The sequence below is a fragment of the Corynebacterium sp. HMSC059E07 genome (genome assembly GCF_001814395.1).
Lineage (GTDB): Bacteria > Actinomycetota > Actinomycetes > Mycobacteriales > Mycobacteriaceae > Corynebacterium > Corynebacterium hesseae.
On sequence record NZ_KV816287.1, the window covers coordinates 85504 to 105107 of the forward strand.

A 19604-nucleotide genomic window follows, 5' to 3' on the forward strand; every position below is an offset into this window, starting at 1 on the left:
CCTCTTAGCGGAAATCCCGCGAGCCGCGCGAAAGGGCCTCGCCGAAGGCCAGCGGCTCCAGCTGGTCCGCAGCAACCGTGACCGCCCCGGAGGCATTCTGCACGATGCCACGCACGATGAGCGCGGACGCTGTCCGCGCGGTGACTTTATCCCGGGCCCACAGGCCGGGCGAGACCATCACGTTCATCAACCCGGTCTCATCCTCCAGGCCGAAGAAGACCACACCGGCCGCAGTCTGCGGACGCTGGCGGTGCGTGACCACCCCGGCGATGCGCACGCGAGTGCCGTCCTCCACGCCCGGCAAATCCGCCGCCGATAGGATGCCGCGGGCCTGCAACTCCCCGCGGACCTGCTCCATCGGCTGCTGGTCGTGGGTCACGCCGGTGCTCGCCACGTCTGCGGCCATGAGCTCGAAAGCGCTCATGCCCGGCAAGGACGGCGCCTCAATCGCAGACAGCCCCGGCAGCATCCCCGCCCGTTCCGTTGCGGCCACGCCCGCCTGCCACAGTGCCTGGCGGCGGTCCACCCCAAAGACATCCAAGGCCCCCGCCACCGCGAGGGCCTCCACGTGATCGACGGTAAGGTCGGCGCGGCGAGAGAGATCGGGGACGTCGGCAAACGGCGCGGCCGCCTCAATGCGATCGGCGGCCTTATCGCCCAAACCTTTGATGAGGTTAAGCCCCAAGCGAATGCGCGCCTGGCCGTCCGCACCCACCACCACGCGCGCCTCGCGGCCCGACTCGTTAACGCTAACCGGCAGCACCTCCACCCCGTGGCGGCGGGCGTCCTGGATGAGCGACTGCGGCGAGTAGAAACCCATCGGCTGCGCGCGCAACAAGCCCACGCAAAACTGCGCCGGATAATAGCGCTTGAACCACGCCGAAAAGTACACCAAGGAGGCGAAAGACTGCGAGTGGGACTCCGGGAAGCCGTAGGCGGCGAAGGCCACGATCTTGGCCCACAGCTTGTCCGCCACTTCCCCGACTATCCCGTTGGTCTCCTCCAAGCCCTCATAAAAGCGCTGCTTGAGCGCCGCCATCTTGGCTGGCGAGCGCTTCGAGCCCATCGCGCGCCGCAAGTCATCAGCCTCCGCGCCGCTGAACCCAGCGGCATCGACCGCAATCTGCATGAGCTGCTCCTGAAAGAGCGGAATCCCCAGCGTCTTGCCCAGGGACTTCTCCAGCACCGGGTGGTCATAGGTCACCGGCTCCTTGCCATCGCGGCGGCGCAGATAAGGGTGCACCGACCCACCCTGAATGGGACCCGGCCGGATGAGTGCCACCTCCACGACGAGGTCGAAGAAGACCCGCGGCTTGAGCCTCGGCAGCGTGCTCAGCTGCGCGCGCGATTCCACCTGGAACACGCCCACCGCATCCGCGCGGCAGAGCATGTCATAGACTTCCGGGTCAGCCAGGTCCAGCTCCCACAGGTTGACCACCCTGCCGGTGCTTTCCTCCACCAAGTCCATCATGTGGTGCAGGGCTTCGAGCATGCCCAGGCCCAGCAGGTCGAACTTCACCAGCCCGGCCGCGGCACAATCATCCTTATCCCACTGCAGCACCGAGCGGTTTTCCATGCGCGCCCATTCCACGGGCACGACATCCGCAATTGGCCGGTCGCACAGCACCATGCCGCCGGAGTGAATGCCCAGGTGGCGCGGCTGCCCTATAAACTGCTCGGCCAAGGATTCGACGTCCGAAGGCGCGGGCGCGATCCCCTTCGACCAGGCATCGGCCGAACCCTGCGGGTAGCCCAACGCGCGGGCAGCATCCCGCAGCGCACCTTTGCGCCGATACGTAATCACGTTCGCCACCTGCGCGGCGCGCTCGCGGCCGTGCTTGGCGTAGACGTACTGAATGACCTCCTCGCGCCGCCCCGATTCAATATCGATGTCGATATCCGGCGGGCCATCGCGGTCCGGGGAGAGGAAGCGCTCAAAGAGCAGGCCCGCGGAAATCGGCTCCGCATTCGTAATCCCCAGCGCGAAGCACACCGCCGAATTCGCCGCCGAGCCGCGCCCCTGGCACAGGATGTTCTCCCGTTTACAAAAGTCCACGAGATCACACACGATGAGGAAGTAACCGGGAAAGCCTAGCTGCTTAACGACGCCCAGCTCATACCGCATCTGCTCCCACGCCCGCTCCCGAAGCTCCTCGGGGCGCGTGGCATAGCGCGCTGCCGCGCGCTCGAAGGTGAGGTGTTCTAGCCAAGACATCTCGGTATGGCCTTCCGGCACGTCGAAATCAGGCAGGTTTGGGGCCAGCGCCTCCCAGGTGAAGCTGCATTCCTCAAGGACGCGGACGGTTTCCGCGATGAGCTCGGGGCGCTCAGGCAGCAAGCGCGCCATCTGTTCCCCGGAGCGCAGCCAGGACGAGCCCATGGGGTGGGAGTTGGGGGAGGCGTCGACAAGCGCGAGGCGTCTAGACAAGGCTTCTTTCGCGCCGGCCAGCCGCGCGTGTTGCCGCGTGGCGGCAGCTGGGCGGGTAGAAGCGATGGCGCGCGGAACCGGCAAGGAATCCAGCAGTAGGTGGTGGTCCGCGTCCTCCGGAAGCTGGGTACAGGCATACTCCAGAACCATGCTGTCTATTTTTATTCCATCGACCAGAAGATCGAAATGCTCCGCCCACTCCCAGCCCACCAAGAACAGGCATTCATCCTGTAGCTGCGCGGCAATCTCCACCAGGGGAGGATAAGACACGGCCCCCTTCTCCCCCGCCTCCATGTGGGCGCGGGCGATGAGCCGAGATAGGCGCCGATAGCCCTCCGGGGTGCGCGCCAAGACCGTCAGCGGGGCCGGGGCGAGACTAAGCTCCGCACCAAAGACGGCGGGCAGACCCACCTTGGCAGCAGCCTCCGCAAATTTCATGAGGCCATAGAATCCATCCCTATCTACCAGCGCAATCCCCCGCAGGCCCAGCTCGACGGCGCGCGCCACGAGCTCCTCCGGCTCGGAGGCGCCATGAAGGAAGCTATATGAGCTCACCGCATGCAGCTCCGCGAAGGGCACGGCGGAATGCCCAGCCTTCGGCTCCTCTGCCGCCCCCGGAAGGTGGTCCACCGGCACCGGGACGGGCCCTGGGCGGCCAGAGAGAATCCTCTCCACCCGGGACCACGGCAGTGCCTCACCCCCATTGAATCTCATAGCCCCACACACTATATTCGAACATGTATTCCAGTCAAGGTTTTCATTGAACAAATACTCGGATAGACAAAGCGGTTCAATCGTTGCTAGTTTTTCGTGCAGTGCATACTCCTGCGGTGATACGACTTGCCGCACAAACCAAGAAGGGACACTAGGAACCCACTATGAGCATCCGTCGCGTACTTGCTGCCACCTCGGCAGCCGTCATCGCTGCAACTGGCCTGGTTGCTTGCTCCTCGGACTCCGCCGAGTCCGAGAACTCCGGTGAGGCCATTACCAAGGACTCCACCATCACCATCGGCACCACCGACGCCAACATGGAAGAGTGGGCCGTATTCCAGGACCTGGCCAAGGAGGCCGGCTTCGATGTCAAGCTGGAAAACTTCGCCGACTACAACACCCCGAACCAGGCTCTGGACCAGGGCAAGCTGACGACCAACAAGTTCCAGCACCTGAAGTTCCTGGCTGAATACAACAAGGGCAACGGCACCGACCTCGTCCCGCTGGCAGCTACCGAGATCTACCCGCTGGCCATCTACTGGAAGGACCACAAGGACCTCGGTGACGTCGAGGGCCAGGAAGTCGCCATCCCGAACGACTCCACCAACCAGGGCCGCGCCATCGGCCTGTTGGTCCAGGAAGGCCTGGTCACCCTCAAGGAGGGCAGCCCGCTGACCCCGACCCCGCTGGACATCGATGAGAAGAAGTCCAAAGTCAAGGTCACCCCGGTGGACGCCGCCCAGACCCCGGCCGCCTACGGTGAGGGCAAGCCTGCCGTTATCAACAACTCCTTCCTCGAGCGCGCCGGCATTGACCCGCAGTCCGCCGTTGCTCAGGATGACCCGGACTCCACCGAGGCCGAGCCTTACATCAACGTCTGGGCCGTGCGTGCCGACGACGCCGATAACGAAACCCTCCACGAGCTGGCCAAGCTGTGGAAGGACCAGAAGGTCACCGACGCGGTCCTGAAGTCCTCCGGCGACACCGCCGTGGCCGTGGACCGCTCCCAGGAGGAGCTCCAGGAGATTCTGGACCGCCTCGAGGAGCAGGTCTAGAACCTATTCTGGTTCCATTTGTCCCCCGCGTTCACGCGACATTGCGTGGCCGGGGGATTTGGCCGTTTAGTTTCTCCGCCCCTCGCCCAACCTTCCCGCAAACTTCCACAAGGACATTCACGTGACTGAACACACTGGCGCCCGCCAGGGCACCCGGATTGAATTCCGCAACATCACCAAAGTCTTTAAAAACAAGAAAACCACCACCACCGCACTCGATAATGTCTCCCTGACCGTCGAGCCCGGCGAGATCATCGGCATCATCGGCTTCTCCGGCGCGGGCAAGTCCACGCTGGTGCGCATGATCAACGGCCTCGATAAGCCGACCTCAGGGCAGCTGCTTCTCGACGGCACCGATGTCGTCCCCCTGCCCGAGTCCAAGCTACGCGGCATCCGCCGCAACATCGGCATGATCTTCCAGCAGTTCAACCTCATGTCCTCCCGCACCGCGGCGGGCAACATTGAGTACCCGCTGAAGCTGCAGGGCGTCGAGAAGCAAGAGCGTAAGCAGCGCGTCCAGGAACTGCTGGAATTCGTCGGCCTGGCGGACAAGGGCGATAACTACCCGGAGCAGCTCTCCGGCGGCCAGAAGCAGCGTGTCGGTATCGCCCGCGCCCTGGCGAATAACCCTTCCCTGCTGCTGGCGGATGAAGCCACCTCAGCGCTCGACCCCACCACCACCCATGAGGTTCTTGACCTGCTGCGCAAGGTCAACCGCGATCTCGGCATTACCATCGTGGTCATTACCCACGAGATGGACGTCGTGCGCTCCATCGCAGACAAGGTCGCCGTCATGGAAGGCGGCCACGTTATTGAGTCCGGCAGCGTCTATGAGGTCTTCTCCAATCCCCGAACCAAGGTGGCGGAGAAATTCGTGGCCACCTCGCTGCGCAACACCCCGGACGTCGTCGAGGCCGATGACCTCTTGGCCCACGAGGGCCGCCTGTTCACCATCAACCTGACGGAGAAGTCCGGCTTCTTCGATGCCGCGGGCAAACTCGCGGACGAGGGCGTGTCCATCGCCGTGGTCCACGGCGGTATCACCACCTTGCAAAAGCACTCCTTTGGCAAGATAACCGTCCGCCTCAACGGCCCGGACGCAGCCATCGAAGACTTCTACGCACACATGCAACGCACCACCGAGATTGAGGAGATCCAACGATGAACGTCACCTACCTCGCGCAGGCCAATTGGGACCGACTGGGCAGTACGCTTGTCGACGCCATCAAGGACACCCTCATCATGGTCGCCACGACCCTGGTGCTTGCGGGCATCATCGGCCTCGTGCTGGGCATCCTGCTCTACACCACGCGCCCGGGCGGCATCCTGCAGAACAAGCCCATTCACTTCGTCATCAACATTCTGGTGAACTTCATTCGCCCGATCCCGTTCATCATCCTGCTGGCCTTTGTCCAGCCGCTGACGGTGGCGGTGCTGGGAAGCTCCATCGGCCGTGAACCGGCCACGTTCGTCATGGTCATTGCGGCTACCTTCGCGGTGGCACGCATCGTGGAGCAGAACCTCGTAGCGCTGGATCCGGGCGTGATTGAGGCGGCCCGCGCGATGGGCGCTTCGCCGTGGAAGATCATCACCACGGTCATCATTCCGGAGGCACTGGGCCCGCTGGTGCTGGGCTACACCTTCCTGTTCATCGGCATCGTCGATATGTCCGCGATGGCCGGCTACGTCGGCGGCGGCGGTCTGGGTGACTTCGCCATCGTCTACGGTTACCGCGCCTTCGAGTGGGAGGTCACCGTGGTGGCTACCCTCATCATCATCGTGCTGGTGCAGGCAGCGCAGTTCTTCGGCAACTGGCTTTCGGCCAAGATTATGCGCCGCTAACCGCGCCAACCCCTATCTATACGCTGCGCTTTTCGACGCGACGCGCGACGTAGATTCGAGAGGTCTTCGGTTTGTCTCCGCAGGAGGAGACAACACCGGAGGCCTCTTTTTCTTCCAGCTCCACGTCCCATGCGCGGCCGTCGCGGTGTCGCACAGCGGCAGTACCTGCCGCTGCGGTATCTGTCGCGTCGACGGTGAGATCGCCGTAGTGGAGGGTCTCGGAGGCGTCGAGAAGCTGGCGTGCCACCGCGAGCTCCGCTACCTGGCCCCGGGGCGTGGTGAGGCCGGAACCACGGTTGGCGGGGTAGAAATACTCGCCGTGCAGCGCCTTGCCCACGAGTTCACGGCCGGCCTCCACGTTGAGGCGGCCAAAGGAATATCCCCAGGGCATCAACAGCACTGACGGCGCGAAACGGTGCCCCTTGGTGTGAGAGGTTTCCCACACGGTCTCCTCAAATTCGCACGCCAGGGAGGCGGCAAGCGGGCGGCCCTTGATTGCACAGCAGGCATCGCGCTTGGCGTGGGTGCACACGAGCACCAGCGGCAGGCACGTGCCAGTGGGGTGCTCCAGATCCAAATCGAGGATGTCCTCCGGGCCGTTGAGGACATAATCCTGTACCAACCCCTCGCGTGCCCACACGACGAAACAGCGGAAGTGCCCCGCCCCCCGTTCATGCCCGGCGCGCCCGGGGCGGCGAATGAGTTGCAGGCCCGCCACGCCTTTGAGCTTGGCCTTGAGCTTCGCAGTCAAGCCGGGGTCAAAGGTACGTCCGTCAAGCACGTCGCGAGACCACGCCGTGGGCCACTCAAAAAGGACGTACACAGATTCTTGTTTTGCGGTACCGGCCAGGGGCTCGACCTGGACGTCGGAGCAGAAGGTCATGGCGCCATCTTAACTGGCATCACTTTCTTCACAACAATGTGGTTACGATGCCTAGCTCGATGCATATAATTCCCCGTAGTGCCACTACGCTCGAAACCATGCCGAAACACAGTCTCTTGCGCACAGCCGCCCCAGTGGCCGCACTCGTTGTCTCGGGTGCGCTCGCGCTTCAGGGATGCGCTCCGTCTTCCTCCCCGGACGGCAGCCCCGACGGCCCCACGAAGACTCTCGACGCCACCCTGTCCGGCGCCTCCACCTCCACGGCTACCGTTACTCCCACTGCCCCCTCCCCCGCCGCACCGGCTGGGCTGACCCCGCTAGGCGACGCCAACATGGAGATGAAAACCCTCCGCCCACCGGCCCCCTCGGAGCTGGTGGTGACCGATGTCCGCGTGGGCAAGCACGAAGGTTTTGACCGCGTGGTCTTCGAGTTTGTCGGGGACGGTTCACCGGGCTGGTTCATCGATTACACCGATGCCCCCGCCCAGCAGGGCTCCGGCAACCCGATTGCTTACAAAGGTTCCACCGCGCTCGACGTCAGCATCGACGGCACCGCTTATCCCTTCCAGCTCGACATGGAAGACCCGAACATCGGCACTGTAAAGGGCGCCGGCGGGCTGGTGACCCAGGTGGTCAACGGCGGCACCTTCGAAGCCCGCTCGCAGTTCGTTATCGGGCTTGATGAGCGCCACCCATACTCGGTCCAGGTGCTCAGGGGGCCGACGCGCCTGGTCATCGACATCTTAAATTAAGCCGTTCAGGCATAGGTTGCCTCCACCGACCAGCGCCCGCCTGCCCACACGAGGAGCCAGGCGCGCTGGCCTTTGTCGTTTTCCCCGACGACTTGCAGGCGCGCGCAGCGTTGCGCCGCACCCGCCTCCCACCACCCGGTATCCACGGGCCACGGGCCGGCCCACCCAGTCACCCGGTAGCGGTGCTGGCCCCACCCCAGGCCTGCTGGCTCCCCGGAAAGGAGGGCCTCGGCGGTGACGATGATGTCCTTCGAGGAGACGTCGATAAGCCGAATCCTCGCAGCCGGGTGCGCCAGGCTCGCCGGAAGCGGCGCCGGGATGCGCCCCGGCCACGTGCCCTCCGGCTGCGGGTCGCGCTGCTCGCCATAAGGGACGTACTCGATGCGCTCGGCCACCCCGCGCCCGGCCGCCGGGCGGGGCTGCAGCACGCGGTCCACCCCCAGCTGGGATTGCACGCGCGCGATGACACGCTTGGCCTGCTCGGTGGATTCATCCGCGCCCCACAAAAGCCCGTCCCCCGGCGGGGCGACCTCCACCGGTTCCAACGCCAGCTTGGCGATGCCCCCTCCCTCACCCGGCGCACTCCCAGCCCGCGCAGTACTCAGCCAGCCGTCGAGCTGCCAGCGCACACGATCCGCCGTGGCGGCCTCGCTGAGCGCTTCCTGGGTACGCCAGATCCGCTCCAGGCGCTCACCGCCCTCAAACTCCGCGGCAACGCGCAGGCGCAGGCACACCATGCCGGCCTCCTCGAGAGCCGCGTGGAGGCGAGCCGCCAGCTGACGCGCGGCGAAGGCCGCGGCATCCACGCGCTCCAAGGGCTCCTCGAAGCCCTGCTCCACGCCCAGGTCAGGGCGCGCGAATTCCGGCGCCACGCGCCGATCCGGTGCGGCCGCGGCCACCGCGTGGCACCGCCGCCCGGCCTCGCCGAAACGGGTGGTGACTTGGCGCAGCGGCAGGCTCGCCAGCTCCCCTAACGTGCGCACGCCCAACTGCTCTAAGGAATGCACCACGTCCGCCGCGCACCCCAGCGCCACCTCCGCGGCCAATACCCCCACCGGCTGCTGAGCCAGAAAGTCGCGCGAGCCGCCTGCCGGGACTACCGCGCCCAGGTTGCGGTGGCGGGCGGCAATCAGCGCGGTGGCAATCTCGTCCGCGACGCCGACAGTGGCGTCGAGGTGGGATCTGGAGGTGGCGTCGACAAGCATCTCCACCGCCTTCGCCTCACTGCCGTGGAAACGCCCGGCCGCGCCCGCGTCCACGATGACCAGCCCAGGGCGCAGCACCTCCACCGACGAAGCCACCGCGTCCATGCCCGCGGCAATCTCCGCGAACACCACCCCGTCCCGGTCCGGGTTGGCCTCCTCCACGCGCAGCTCCGGCAGGACGGCTTGGGCTTGGCGCACGCGCATCCCGCGGCGCACCCCCGCCCGGCGCGCCGCCGCGTTGCACACCGCCACGCGGTGCTGGGCGGCGATGACACACGCCGCCCTCTCGGCATCCTGCAGCGCCTGGATGGGCCAATCCGGGAACCACAGCGCCGCGACCCTCACACTGCCTCCAAGTGCGGGCGCGTGTCTGGTCGCTGCCCGCACGTGAGCACTCCACGCCGCGGGCGCATGCTTGCCGACGCCACCCGCACCCCTATATCAACCCCCCGAATCCGCCCGCTGCCCCGGCCCAAGCCACGCACTGCGACGACCTCCGCGCCGATCTCCACGGCCGTGCCCGGCAGCCGGGTCCCCACGGTGAGCAGGGCCGCCTGCCCTGCCCGCACCTTCGCCAGCACGGGGCGCGCCCGGGTGGGGCTCAGCGCACCTGTCCCCTTGTGCACGACGAGGTCCAGCCCCTCACACAGCACGCTAGTTACCGCCCAGGGCTCCGCGCCCGGGTCGGGCACCGTGATGACCCGGGAGACATCACCATCCTCGGCCACTTGTGCGAGTGATAGATCCGGCCAGCCCACTACCCCGATGTGTCCGCCCACCGCGCTAACATGAGTTATCAGCTCCACCACGAGCGCGGCGCATTCCGCGCAGGCGGTTGCCCGTTTACGCGGCAGACCACCACCCGGGAGCAGCTCAGATAACTTTTCAGGGACGCCAAGAAGTTCCGCGTCCGGCTGCACCTGCACCGAATCATCCGGGGTTTCCAGGCGTTGAATCTGGGCGCGTAGAACCGCAATCTGGTCGGCCCGTGAGCCGCCCGCTACGCGAACACCTGTTTGATTCATGGCTCCTATTATGAACCTCTCCCCGGACACGCGCAATTGCGCTGGTAGCGTTAGGCGCCATGAATCCCCTCCGCGCGCACACCACCCCAATCCCCACTCCGCCGTGGGTACGCCTCGGCGCCTCGCTGCTGGCTGGTGCCGCCGTGGCGGCAGGCACCAGCCGCATCCACTTCGGGCTCGCCATGGGGCTCAGCCTGCTTCTCCTCATCGCCGCCTGCGCGCTCGTATTCCTGCACCCCTACCGCGCGGACCTGCGCGATTATGCCCAGCGCCACAACGTCACCATGCTGCCCAACGCCGCGCAGCTTATTCCCCTCATGGTGCTGTGGTTGATGGTTATGCTCTCCCCGCTCCTCGCACTACCTGCCTGGGGCAGCGCGCTGGTGTGGGCGCTCGTCGCGGGCGCGGCCTTCCTGCTCTTTCCCCACGTCGACGGCTCCCGCAAGCTCGCCTACGCTCCCCCTGCCTAGGCTGCGACTTAAGCCAAGTCGCGCGAGGTGGCCCAGCGCGTGAGCTGGTGGCGGTTGGACTGCTGGGTCTTGCGCAAAATATTGGAGGCGTGCGTTTCCACCGTCTTAACCGAGATGAACAGCTGCTTGCCAATCTCGCGGTACGTATAGCCGCGCGCGAGCAGCCTCAAGACCTCCAACTCGCGGCGCGTGAGCGCATCCACCGCCGGGTCTTGCCCCTCCTCCGGCTCCGGTGCGGGCGATCCGGAGGCAAAAGCGTCAAGGACAAAGCCCGCCAGGCGCGGCGAAAAGTATGCGTCCCCGCTATGCACCTGCACCACCGCCTCGGCCAGGTCCGGGCCGGAAATATTCTTCGTCACGTAGCCGCGCGCGCCCGCCCGAATCAGCGCAATCACATCCTCCGCCGCATCCGACACGCTCAGCGCCAAAAACACCGGTCTCGACGGCTGGTTAGCCGTCGCGTTAATAACGGCGAGGCCACCGCCGTCGGGCATGTGGACATCGAGAAGCACCACGTCCGGGGAGGTACGCGCAATGCCCTCCAACGCCTCCGCGACGGTGCCCGCATCGCCCACGATCTCAATCTCCGGGGCCGCCGCCAGCTCGGCGCGCACGCCCGCGCGGAAGACGGAATGATCATCAACCAAAAAGACCTTCACCATGCTCATAACGCTACCGCCAGCTCTACCTCGGTGCCCTCCCCCGGGGTCGAGGAAATCCGCACGCGCCCACCAGTTCCCTCTACGCGCGCGCGAATACTGTCACGAATCCCGTGCCTATCAGCGGGAATAGCATCCACGTCGAAACCCACCCCGCGGTCGCGCACGAAGATACTCAGCTCGCCCGCCAACAACTCCGCGTAGACATCCACCGCGTCCACGCCCGCGTGCTTGCCGGCATTGACCATAGCCTCGCGCGCCGCCTGAATAAGCAACTTCGCGGGCTCCGTCAGCTCCGTGTCCTCACCCACCGTCACAGCGGATACCCGCATGTCGAAGAGGTCCTCCACCTCCCCGCACGCCGCTTCGAGGGCACCGAAGCAGGTGGTGGGGGCGGCGGAGGGGGCGTCGAAAAGCCAGGCGCGCAGCTCGCGTTCTTGGGCGCGCGCCAAACGCGTCACCTCGCGCGAATCCCCCGCCCGCTTCTGAATCAGCGCCAGCGTCTGCAGCACCGAATCGTGCAGGCGGGCGGCAATCTCGGCGCGCTCCTCCGACACTGCCTTGGCCGCCTGCTCCTGCGATAGCGAACGCCAGAGCTTCAGCACCAGCGGCACCACCAGCGCACCAAAGCCCACCAGCGTCAGCGCCGTGGCCAGGATCGCCGAACCCGATCCGCTCTCCCACGTCACCGCCGCCACCACGACGCCACCGATGACCAGAACAGCACCGGCCGCCACGGCAACCAGGCCCACCGGCGTGTTCAGCCCGCGGTCATACGCCAACCACGCCAGCACCGCGCCGACGGCCACCACTGCCAACGGCACCGCCACGCTTAGCGACGCCCCCGAAACCCCCAACACACCCACCGCACTACCCACCAACGCCAGGAACACCAGCATGAGGGAGAGGGGGCTGCGGCGGGTGGAGGGGGCGTCGTCAAGCGCGGGCGTGAAGATCCACAGCCCGGCATAGGCCATCGCCCCCACCCCGCCCAGCAGGGTCAACGCGGTCAAGGCGATGCGCACGGAGAGCGCCGAAACCCCCAGATTCTGCGCCAACCCCGCTGCCACGCCGGCCACCACGCGGCCAGATTGGGGGCGTGACATCACGGGATAAGGCGCCGCGTTCTCGGCGGGGACATAGGGCGAAGTCATACTAGACATAGTCCCACGCACCACCCCTCCGGCACATCGGGGACAACCCTGAGGTCTAAAAATCAGGGCGATTACCGATACCGCCGCGAAGCCCCGCGCGGCACCATAAAAGTATGACGAAGAACAGCACTTTCAACCAGATGTGGACAACCCGCCCCGTCCGCCTTCCCAAGAAGCAGGGCGGCGACGCCCAGCTCGCCGGTGTCTGCGAAGGCATCGCGGTGCGCTACCAGCTCGATCCTACGATTGTGCGCGTGGCCTTCGTGGTCGCAGCACTCGCTTTCGGCGGGGGCATCGCCGCCTACCTCGCCGCGTGGGCGCTCATGCCGCGCTACGGATCGCCCTACTGCCCGCTCGATGCGGCCTTGGGCAAGGATGGCGTCAAGGAGGAGCAAGAGCTCGGCTGGATCCTGATTGTCGGCGTCCTTCTGACGTTTAGCTCCGGCCCACTGTTCCTCAGCGGGCAATTCCTCGCCGGCCTTCCGCCCGCTACGCTGACCTTCGGCCTGCTGGCGCTGGCGTGGTACGCCCTTCACCAACGCGAGCCGCTACCACCTAGCGGGCTGCTGGCCGCCGAACAGCCGGTGCGCGAAGAGCCGGTCAACCTCAATTCTTATACCCCGGCGGACGGCCACCCTTTCCCATCAGGCCGCAGGACCCCACCGTCCTGGGATCCACTCGGCGTAGTGCCCGATGCCTGGAACCTGCCGGAGCCGGGCCCGCGGGAAGAACCGAAAAAGAAGCGCGGCTCGCAGTGGGTTGAGGGCGCAATTGCTCTCGGTGCCGTGGGCGCCGCCTTGACGGTTACCTTCCTTGGAGTCACCTTCGTCTCCGAGGCCGACGAGTCCGGCTTCAGCGCCCGCTTCAACGTCGGTGAGCAAGACATCGCGCCCACCCATGAAGATGAGCTCGAGGACTACTACGACCTGGGCATCGGCGAATCGACGGTGGACTTCAGCCAGCTCCACGACCTCACAACCAAGCACGACGTCACCGTCGACGCCGGCATCGGCGCCGTCGAGGTCATTCTCCCGAAGGACATCCCCGTCGCGCTGACCTGTGATGACGGCCTGGGTGAGAGCAACTGCACCGAACGCCAGGACCCTGACGCGCTGCTGAACATTCACATCGACGCAGGCATCGGCGAAGTCACCGTCACCGGCTAAACTGGCCACCCATGATTCACTTCGGCAACGACTACCATCGCTTAGCCCACCCCCGCGTCCTTGATGCCATCGCGGGGGCGGGCGGGGCTTATGCCGGCTATGGCGCCGACGAACTGTGCGCCACGGCCGCTGAGCGCATCCGCACTGCCTGCCAGGCGCCGAACGCCGAGGTGCATTTCATGGTCGGTGGCACGCAGGCCAACGCCACCATCATCGCGCACCAACTGCGCCCCTGGGAGGGCGTTATCGCGGCGGATAGCGGGCACATCGCCACCCACGAGACGGGCGCCATCGAGCACACCGGGCACAAGGTCATCACGCTGCCGAACCAGCTGGGAAAGATCACCGCCGCGCAGGTTCGCGCGTGCATGGAGGAATACCGCGCCTCCGGGGTGGAAGAGCACATGCCGGAGCCCGCACTGGTCTACATCACACAGCCTACCGAGTTCGGCACCGCCTACTCCCGCGCCGAACTCGTGGCCCTGCGCGAGGTCTGCGACGAGTACGAGTTGGGCCTGTTTGTCGACGGCGCCCGCCTCGGCTATGGCCTCTCCGCTTCGGATATCACCCTGCCGGACCTTGCCGCGCTTGTCGACGTCTTCACCATCGGCGGCACCAAATGCGGCGCCCTCTTCGGCGAAGCCATCGTCTTCCCCGCGGGTGCGCCGCGCTTTCGCAATGCGATGAAGCAAAACGGCGGCCTCCTGGCCAAGGGCTGGCTGCTCGGCGCGCAATTTGCCTCCCTCTTCAGCACCCCTCGTGCCTCCGCCGATGCGGTCGCCGGAACGGCTGCAACGACCCTCTACGAGCAGATCTGCGCCCGCGCCAATGCCCAAGCCCAGCGCATCGCCGAGGCATTCCGCACCACAGGCATCGACATGCTCTTCGACTCCCCCACCAACCAGCAATTTGCGCTGTTGACACGCGAACAGGAAGAGAAGCTCGCGCAGGACTTCGTGTGCCAGTTCTTCGAAGAACACGAAGGCCTGCGCGTGGTGCGTTTTTGTACGGCGTGGTCGACGGAAGAGGGGGACGTCGATAAGCTCTGCGCTGCGATTTCTGCGCTCAAGTAGCGAGGTTCCCCACACTGGTTTAGGCTGTGGGCTATGCAACTGGGGGGTTACATTCAAGCACTAGCGCGCGGGCTCGACGTGGTCGAGCAATGCGCCGGTGTCACGCGCGCGCAGCTAATTGAGATGGGTGCGCGGCCGGATTTCGCGGAGAAGCTCCTGGGGCTGCACGCGGTGTATTTCGGGGACACGATGTTCCGCTCCCGGCAGCGCAAAGCGCGCCGCACGGGCCACGACGTGTTCACGCTCCTCGATATCGAGCGCTACTGTTCCAAGCTCAAGGCCCGCAAGGCGTGGGAGTTGCGCCAACTGCTGGCTGCCACCCCGCGGGAGAAAATCCCCATGGTGGCGAAGGCGAAGCTCAAAGAGTGGCGCCCGCCCAAGGACCCAGCGCCGGGCGTGCGAGTAACGCGGCGTGCGGGCCGCAACCACACGCTGAGCATTACGGATTCCTCGCTCAATATTTCCAAGTTGCTGGCCGTGCTTAAGACCACTGACAAGGACTTGCTCACTGCGGCGCATACCGTGTTCCGCGGCGGGGGCGGCTCGGGCCAGAAGCTGCAGTCCAACGTCATCGTGCGCTTGGATGAGCTGGACCGCATCGTGGATGGCGATGGCGAGGAGATCGAACTGCAGCTGACGAATGGGGCGACGATGACCGGTGCGGAGTTCGTGCGCGAAAAGCTTGCCGACGTCGGCCTCATCACCCTCGTCCACCCCCACCACGGCCCCGCGAACCTGTACATGGCGAGCCGTTTCGCCAACACCAAGCAGCGCCTCGCACTGTCTGCGGAGCACCCGACATGTGCCTGGCCCGGGTGCAACGCGCCTGCCGACGACTCCCAGATTCATCACCTCACCCGCTTCCAAGATGGCGGGCCGACAAACATGGCCAATATGGTGCCACTGTGTGCGTATCACAACGCGGTCAATGACGATGATCCGGAAAAACCCACCGGCCGCGGGCGCCTCGACCGCATCGATGGCCGCGTGCACTACCTGCCGCCGTGGGCCGGCCCACCGATTCCCATCGAAAGCCCGGCCCACCCGCCGCGCTCCGCTCCGGGGCGAGCACCAGGCACTGCTCGCGCATCCTCAGATCCGCCAACATCCGGCCCGCCATACGGCTCTGGACCCGGGGCGCCGCCGCATAACTCCGGCGAACCTCCGGACCCGCCACCGAGTTAATGAGTTCAACCAGCCCGTGAATCGTCGCCCAAGTCCCCAGGTCGAAGTCCAACCGGTCGCCGGATCAACCGGATCGATGGGTCGTAGGACGCCGGCTCACCGGCCTGCGACGCCTTAGCAACAAACAGCCGCTTTCACCAGCCGCCCGCTGAGATTTTTCGCTCGGCGTGCGGCTACTCGCGCGCGCGTTAAAGAGGTATGCGAGAGCTCTCGCCCGATTCGCGGAGCTGTACAGCAACGAGGCAACACAAACGCTCTACTCCGTGCCTCGGTCGGAGCTCGTGGCGACAAAGACGGTGCCGACGACAAGCCACGCGGGCTTGGTACCAGGGACCGAAAACGGGAGCGCGGCCGCGCCCTGTTAATTCAAGGCACGGCCGTGCTACGCAGCGTCGGGGAGTTTGCTTCGCTTTACTCCCACTCGATGGTTCCCGGCGGCTTCGACGTCACGTCGAGCACTACTCGGTTAACTTCCTTGACTTCGTTGGTGATGCGGGTGGAAATCTTCTCCAGCACGTCATAGGGCAGGCGCGTCCAGTCCGCGGTCATAGCGTCCTCAGAGGACACCGGGCGCAGGACAATCGGGTGGCCGTAGGTACGGCCGTCGCCCTGGACGCCGACGGAGCGGACGTCGGCAAGCAGCACCACCGGGCACTGCCAAATCTCGCCATCCAGGCCAGCGTTGGTCAGCTCGGTACGCGCGATGAGGTCCGCCTGGCGCAGCGTCTCGAGGCGCTCCTCGGTGACCTCACCAATGATGCGGATGCCCAGGCCCGGACCCGGGAAAGGCTGGCGCGCCACGATCTCCTCCGGCAGGCCCAACTCACGGCCAACCGCGCGCACCTCATCCTTGAAGAGCAGGCGCAGCGGCTCGACGAGCTCGAACTCGACGTCGTCAGGCAGGCCGCCCACGTTGTGGTGAGACTTAATGTTCGCGGTACCGTCACCGCCACCGGACTCCACGACGTCCGGGTACAGCGTGCCCTGCACCAGGAAGGCGGCGTCCTGGCCGTCCAGCGCCTGGTCGACGGCTCGCTCGAAGGAGCGGATGAACTCCGCACCGATGGCCTTGCGCTTGGCCTCCGGCTCGGTCACACCGGCCAGCTTGTTGAGGAAGGCCTCGCGCTCGTCGACGGTGATGAGCTTGGCGCCAGTCGACGCCACGAAGTCGTTCTCCACCTGTTCACGCTCACCCGCGCGCAGCAGACCGTGGTCGACGAAGACACAGGTCAAACGGTCACCGATGGCGCGCTGCACCAGCGCTGCTGCCACGGCGGAATCCACGCCACCGGACAGGCCACAGATTGCACGACCTTCCTCGCCGATCTGCTCGCGCACATCGTTGATGAGCTGCTCCGCGATGTTCTCCGCGGTCCAGTTCTGCTCCAGGCCTGCTACCTCCGTCAGGAAGCGCGTGAGCACCTCTTGGCCGTGCGGCGAGTGAAGAACTTCCGGGTGGTACTGCACGCCAGCCATCTTCTTGGACAGGCACTCGAAGGCGGCCACGGGAGCGCCCTCGGAAGAGGCGGTGACTTCAAAGCCCTCTGGGGCTTCAGAAACCGAATCGCCGTGGGACATCCACACCTTGTGCGTGTCCTCGAGGCCCTTGTGGAGCACACCGCCGGACACGGTCATGTCCGTGCGGCCGTACTCGCGGGCACCCGTGGAGGCCACGGTGCCGCCCAGGGCTTGGGTCATGGACTGGAAGCCGTAGCAGATACCAAAGACCGGGATGCCGAGCTCGAGCAGCTCCGGCTTCAGTGCGGGGGCGCCGTCCGCGTATACGGAGGACGGGCCACCGGAGAGGATCAGCGCGGCCGGGTTCTTGGCCTTGATGTCCTCCACGGAGGCGGAATTGGGGACAACCTCGGAGTAGATGTTGGCCTCACGCACGCGCCGGGCGATGAGCTGCGCGTACTGGGCGCCAAAATCCACCACGAGGACAGGACGCGGGGTTGTATTTGGGTTAGTCACGGTCATCAGTTTAACGCAAGAACCCACACCCTAGACCGCAGGGAGTGGCCCAAAATCTTTAGCGGTGGCAGCCGCCTTGCTCAACGCCGCCCGAAACGCCCGCAAGGCGGGGTGTCCCTCGCGCCCGGCGCGCACCGCGGTGTAGAGCGTGCGGGTGGGATTACCAGGCAAGGAAACCACGCGCATGCCCTCAATTTCGTAGAGGAAAAGGTCCGAGATCACCGCCACCGCGTGTCCGGTGCGCACCAGGTGCGCATGTAGAAAGGGGTCCGGGGTTTCATAGAGCACGCTGGGGTTAAAGCCATGCCGGCGGCACAGCCGGTGGACGAACCGCCCCAATAAAAACTCCTCCGGGTCCATGGCAAAGGGGATTTCCTCGTCATGCGCTGCAAAATCCTCTAAGCGCAACTCGCTCCAGGGCCCGGTGAGTGGGGTGATGAGGCGGAGGGGGTCGTCGAGAAGCAGCTCCCGGTGGGTGTGCTCATCCGTGGCGGGCATGTCCGACTCGTACTCCTCACCCAAGATGAGGTCCACCTCCCGGCGCGCCAGCAGCTCCATCGCGCCATCGGCTTCACGCTGAATGATCTGCACGCGCAGGTCCGGGTACTCCCTGGCCAACTCCGTCAGCGCCCGCGGGACCAGCGAGGACATGATGGTTTGAAAGGTCGTGACCTTAATCGTGCCCCGCACCGCGTTGGTTGACGCAATGACCTGCGACTCCGCCTCATCCGCCAACGCGAGCATTCGCTCCGCGTAGGAGGCCAGGATTTCTCCCTGTTCCGTCAAACGCACGCGCCGGCCGACCTTTTCATAGAGCGCCACGCCGACGTCCTTCTCACACTGCGCCAACTGCTGGGAGATGGCCGAGTGCGTATAGCGCAGCGATTCCGCCACCGCAGTGACGGTGCCGAGGCGGTGCAGCTCGTAGAGAATGCGGAGGCGGTGCAGGTCCAACATGACAGAATCCCTAACGGGTACGTGTTAAAAACTGTAGATAGACTAACAGTTCTTCCCACCCCACAATGGACTGCATGACCAATCCGTTTGCCGTTCTGTGCGTCATCGGCTCGTGTATTTCCCTCCAGCTCGGAGCCAGCCTCGCCATCCAGATTTTCCCCATTGGAGGCCCCTGGGGCACCGCCTCGCTACGCTTGCTCTTCGCCGCTGTGATTCTGCTCCTCATCGCGCGCCCGCGCGTGCGCGAGTGGAGCCGCGAGGAAGTGGATCTCCGCCACCATTTTCGGCCTCACGCTGGGCCTCATGAATGGCTTTTTCTATGCCGGCATCGAGCTCGTCGCGCTGGGCCCGGCGGTCACCATCGAGTTCCTCGGCCCGCTGCTGCTGGCGGCGTGTCTCTCCCGCTCGCTTCGCGACGCCACCTGCGTCGTCCTCGCTCTCATCGGCATGGGCCTGCTGGGGTTGGACTCCTTCAACGGAGACCCTCTCGACCTGCGAGGCGTGTTCTTCTTGCTGTGCGCGGGTGCGATGTGGGCCGCCTATATCCTGGCTAGCAAGAAGGCCGGTGCGCTCTTTAGCGGACAAGACGGTTTGGCCGTGGCTTTCCTCATCGGTGGCCTCGTGCTCCTGCCCGTCGGCGGGCGCGGCGCGGTGGCTTTGGCCAGCGACCCAAACCTCCTAATGCTCGCCCTAGGCACGGGCGTGCTGGCCTCGCTCATCCCCTATTCGTTGGAGTTCATTGCGCTGCGCAGGCTCGCCCCCAACGTCTTTTCCATCCTGATCGCCCTGGAGCCCGTCTTCGCCGCGCTCTTTGGCTGGCTCTTGCTCTCCCAGAACGTATCTCAGCTCAAGCTCGCGGCCATCGGGCTGGTCGTGGTGGCCTCGGTGTTGCAAACCATGGTGCCGGCGCGCGGGCGCGTGGTTTTCCGCAAGGTAGCGCTGCGCCCACGCCGCCTAAAGAAGCCCCAGCTGCCGTGGCGCCCGAAATCGCGCGCCAGCGACTCTAACGCTACGGCCACTGAGGCCAGCGCCACGGCCACTGGAGCGGTGACATAAACTCCG

17 protein-coding genes are annotated in these 19604 nt (G+C 65.6%); 9 read left to right on the forward strand and 8 right to left on the reverse strand.

Translation table 11 applies throughout. From position 1 onward, the window contains the following. Positions 1-4: 4 nt before the first annotated feature. Positions 5-3142, reverse strand: coding sequence for an error-prone DNA polymerase (locus HMPREF2967_RS04200; RefSeq protein WP_070685143.1), 3138 nt, complete (start codon positions 3140-3142; stop codon positions 5-7). Positions 3143-3306: 164 nt separating this feature from the next. Between HMPREF2967_RS04200 and HMPREF2967_RS04205 the strand changes: the two genes are divergently transcribed. The 3 genes from HMPREF2967_RS04205 to HMPREF2967_RS04215 all read left to right on the forward strand — a co-directional run bounded on the left by HMPREF2967_RS04205 (position 3307) and on the right by HMPREF2967_RS04215 (position 6039). Then, the gene (locus HMPREF2967_RS04205) at positions 3307-4197 is read left to right on the forward strand and encodes a MetQ/NlpA family ABC transporter substrate-binding protein (RefSeq protein ID WP_070530712.1); all 891 of its coding nucleotides are present in this window, start codon (positions 3307-3309) and stop codon (positions 4195-4197) included. Positions 4198-4318: 121 nt separating this feature from the next. Continuing rightward, complete coding sequence (locus HMPREF2967_RS04210) at positions 4319-5362, forward strand: methionine ABC transporter ATP-binding protein (RefSeq protein WP_070564952.1); 1044 nt, start codon at positions 4319-4321, stop codon at positions 5360-5362. Continuing rightward, a complete protein-coding gene (locus HMPREF2967_RS04215) occupies positions 5359-6039 on the forward strand; it encodes a methionine ABC transporter permease (RefSeq protein ID WP_070521487.1) in 681 nt (226 codons plus the stop codon). The genes HMPREF2967_RS04210 and HMPREF2967_RS04215 overlap by 4 nt, the downstream gene beginning before the upstream one ends. A 16-nt stretch (positions 6040-6055) precedes the next feature. On the opposite strand, the gene HMPREF2967_RS04220 is transcribed toward HMPREF2967_RS04215, so the two are convergent. Beyond that, on the reverse strand, positions 6056-6922 hold the full coding sequence (locus HMPREF2967_RS04220; RefSeq protein ID WP_070521490.1) for a sucrase ferredoxin: 867 nt from the start codon (positions 6920-6922) through the stop codon (positions 6056-6058). 98 nt (positions 6923-7020) lie between these two features. Here HMPREF2967_RS04220 and HMPREF2967_RS04225 point away from each other — a divergent pair, with 98 nt between their 5' ends. After that, positions 7021-7674 (forward strand): AMIN-like domain-containing (lipo)protein, encoded by a 654-nt coding sequence (locus tag HMPREF2967_RS04225; protein ID WP_083306812.1) that lies wholly within the window; start codon positions 7021-7023, stop codon positions 7672-7674. A gap of 5 nt (positions 7675-7679) precedes the next feature. On the opposite strand, the gene HMPREF2967_RS04230 is transcribed toward HMPREF2967_RS04225, so the two are convergent. Both HMPREF2967_RS04230 and HMPREF2967_RS04235 read right to left on the reverse strand, forming a co-directional pair. Beyond that, the gene (locus tag HMPREF2967_RS04230; RefSeq protein ID WP_070685145.1) at positions 7680-9224 is read right to left on the reverse strand and encodes a DNA polymerase Y family protein; all 1545 of its coding nucleotides are present in this window, start codon (positions 9222-9224) and stop codon (positions 7680-7682) included. Further along, complete coding sequence (locus HMPREF2967_RS04235) at positions 9221-9904, reverse strand: hypothetical protein (RefSeq protein WP_070685147.1); 684 nt, start codon at positions 9902-9904, stop codon at positions 9221-9223. The genes HMPREF2967_RS04230 and HMPREF2967_RS04235 overlap by 4 nt, the downstream gene beginning before the upstream one ends. A gap of 59 nt (positions 9905-9963) precedes the next feature. On the opposite strand from HMPREF2967_RS04235, the gene HMPREF2967_RS04240 reads away from it, so the two are divergent. After that, positions 9964-10374, forward strand: a complete 411-nt coding sequence (locus HMPREF2967_RS04240) for a hypothetical protein (RefSeq protein ID WP_070530729.1) — start codon at positions 9964-9966, stop codon at positions 10372-10374. A gap of 8 nt (positions 10375-10382) precedes the next feature. On the opposite strand, the gene HMPREF2967_RS04245 is transcribed toward HMPREF2967_RS04240, so the two are convergent. Beyond that, a complete protein-coding gene (locus HMPREF2967_RS04245) occupies positions 10383-11036 on the reverse strand; it encodes a response regulator (protein ID WP_070564970.1) in 654 nt (217 codons plus the stop codon). A gap of 2 nt (positions 11037-11038) precedes the next feature. Beyond that, positions 11039-12187, reverse strand: coding sequence for an ATP-binding protein (locus HMPREF2967_RS04250; RefSeq protein ID WP_193629341.1), 1149 nt, complete (start codon positions 12185-12187; stop codon positions 11039-11041). 113 nt (positions 12188-12300) lie between these two features. Between HMPREF2967_RS04250 and HMPREF2967_RS04255 the strand changes: the two genes are divergently transcribed. Genes HMPREF2967_RS04255 through HMPREF2967_RS04265 form a run of 3 tightly spaced genes read left to right on the forward strand, consistent with a single transcriptional unit; the run spans position 12301 to position 15611 of the window. Continuing rightward, complete coding sequence (locus tag HMPREF2967_RS04255; RefSeq protein ID WP_070521508.1) at positions 12301-13353, forward strand: PspC domain-containing protein; 1053 nt, start codon at positions 12301-12303, stop codon at positions 13351-13353. 11 nt (positions 13354-13364) lie between these two features. Further along, entirely contained in the window at positions 13365-14426 is a 1062-nt protein-coding gene (locus HMPREF2967_RS04260; RefSeq protein WP_070685152.1) for a threonine aldolase family protein, read from the forward strand. Positions 14427-14459: 33 nt separating this feature from the next. Next, complete coding sequence (locus HMPREF2967_RS04265) at positions 14460-15611, forward strand: HNH endonuclease signature motif containing protein (protein ID WP_070685153.1); 1152 nt, start codon at positions 14460-14462, stop codon at positions 15609-15611. A 411-nt stretch (positions 15612-16022) separates the two neighbouring features. Here the strand turns inward: HMPREF2967_RS04265 and guaA are convergent, their stop codons facing one another. After that, positions 16023-17591 (reverse strand): glutamine-hydrolyzing GMP synthase, encoded by a 1569-nt coding sequence (guaA, locus tag HMPREF2967_RS04270; RefSeq protein ID WP_070685155.1) that lies wholly within the window; start codon positions 17589-17591, stop codon positions 16023-16025. Between the two features lie 24 nt (positions 17592-17615). After that, a complete protein-coding gene (locus HMPREF2967_RS04275; protein ID WP_070685157.1) occupies positions 17616-18542 on the reverse strand; it encodes a LysR family transcriptional regulator in 927 nt (308 codons plus the stop codon). A gap of 303 nt (positions 18543-18845) precedes the next feature. On the opposite strand from HMPREF2967_RS04275, the gene HMPREF2967_RS04280 reads away from it, so the two are divergent. Continuing rightward, positions 18846-19598 (forward strand): EamA family transporter, encoded by a 753-nt coding sequence (locus HMPREF2967_RS04280; protein ID WP_227486141.1) that lies wholly within the window; start codon positions 18846-18848, stop codon positions 19596-19598. Positions 19599-19604 lie beyond the last annotated feature (6 nt).

Bases quoted from the DNA above. Each gene is read 5' to 3' on its own strand.
- HMPREF2967_RS04200 (WP_070685143.1), bottom strand. From the start codon at position 3,142: ATGAGATTCAATGGGGGTGAGGCACTGCCGTGGTCCCGGGTGGAGAGG.
- HMPREF2967_RS04205 (WP_070530712.1), top strand. From the start codon at position 3,307: ATGAGCATCCGTCGCGTACTTGCTGCCACCTCGGCAGCCGTCATCGCT.
- HMPREF2967_RS04215 (WP_070521487.1), top strand. From the start codon at position 5,359: ATGAACGTCACCTACCTCGCGCAGGCCAATTGGGACCGACTGGGCAGT.
- HMPREF2967_RS04220 (WP_070521490.1), bottom strand. From the start codon at position 6,922: ATGACCTTCTGCTCCGACGTCCAGGTCGAGCCCCTGGCCGGTACCGCA.
- HMPREF2967_RS04225 (WP_083306812.1), top strand. From the start codon at position 7,021: ATGCCGAAACACAGTCTCTTGCGCACAGCCGCCCCAGTGGCCGCACTC.
- HMPREF2967_RS04235 (WP_070685147.1), bottom strand. From the start codon at position 9,904: ATGAATCAAACAGGTGTTCGCGTAGCGGGCGGCTCACGGGCCGACCAG.
- HMPREF2967_RS04240 (WP_070530729.1), top strand. From the start codon at position 9,964: ATGAATCCCCTCCGCGCGCACACCACCCCAATCCCCACTCCGCCGTGG.
- HMPREF2967_RS04245 (WP_070564970.1), bottom strand. From the start codon at position 11,036: ATGGTGAAGGTCTTTTTGGTTGATGATCATTCCGTCTTCCGCGCGGGC.
- HMPREF2967_RS04250 (WP_193629341.1), bottom strand. From the start codon at position 12,187: ATGACTTCGCCCTATGTCCCCGCCGAGAACGCGGCGCCTTATCCCGTG.
- HMPREF2967_RS04255 (WP_070521508.1), top strand. From the start codon at position 12,301: ATGACGAAGAACAGCACTTTCAACCAGATGTGGACAACCCGCCCCGTC.
- HMPREF2967_RS04260 (WP_070685152.1), top strand. From the start codon at position 13,365: ATGATTCACTTCGGCAACGACTACCATCGCTTAGCCCACCCCCGCGTC.
- HMPREF2967_RS04265 (WP_070685153.1), top strand. From the start codon at position 14,460: ATGCAACTGGGGGGTTACATTCAAGCACTAGCGCGCGGGCTCGACGTG.
- guaA (WP_070685155.1), bottom strand. From the start codon at position 17,591: ATGACCGTGACTAACCCAAATACAACCCCGCGTCCTGTCCTCGTGGTG.
- HMPREF2967_RS04275 (WP_070685157.1), bottom strand. From the start codon at position 18,542: ATGTTGGACCTGCACCGCCTCCGCATTCTCTACGAGCTGCACCGCCTC.
- HMPREF2967_RS04280 (WP_227486141.1), top strand. From the start codon at position 18,846: ATGAATGGCTTTTTCTATGCCGGCATCGAGCTCGTCGCGCTGGGCCCG.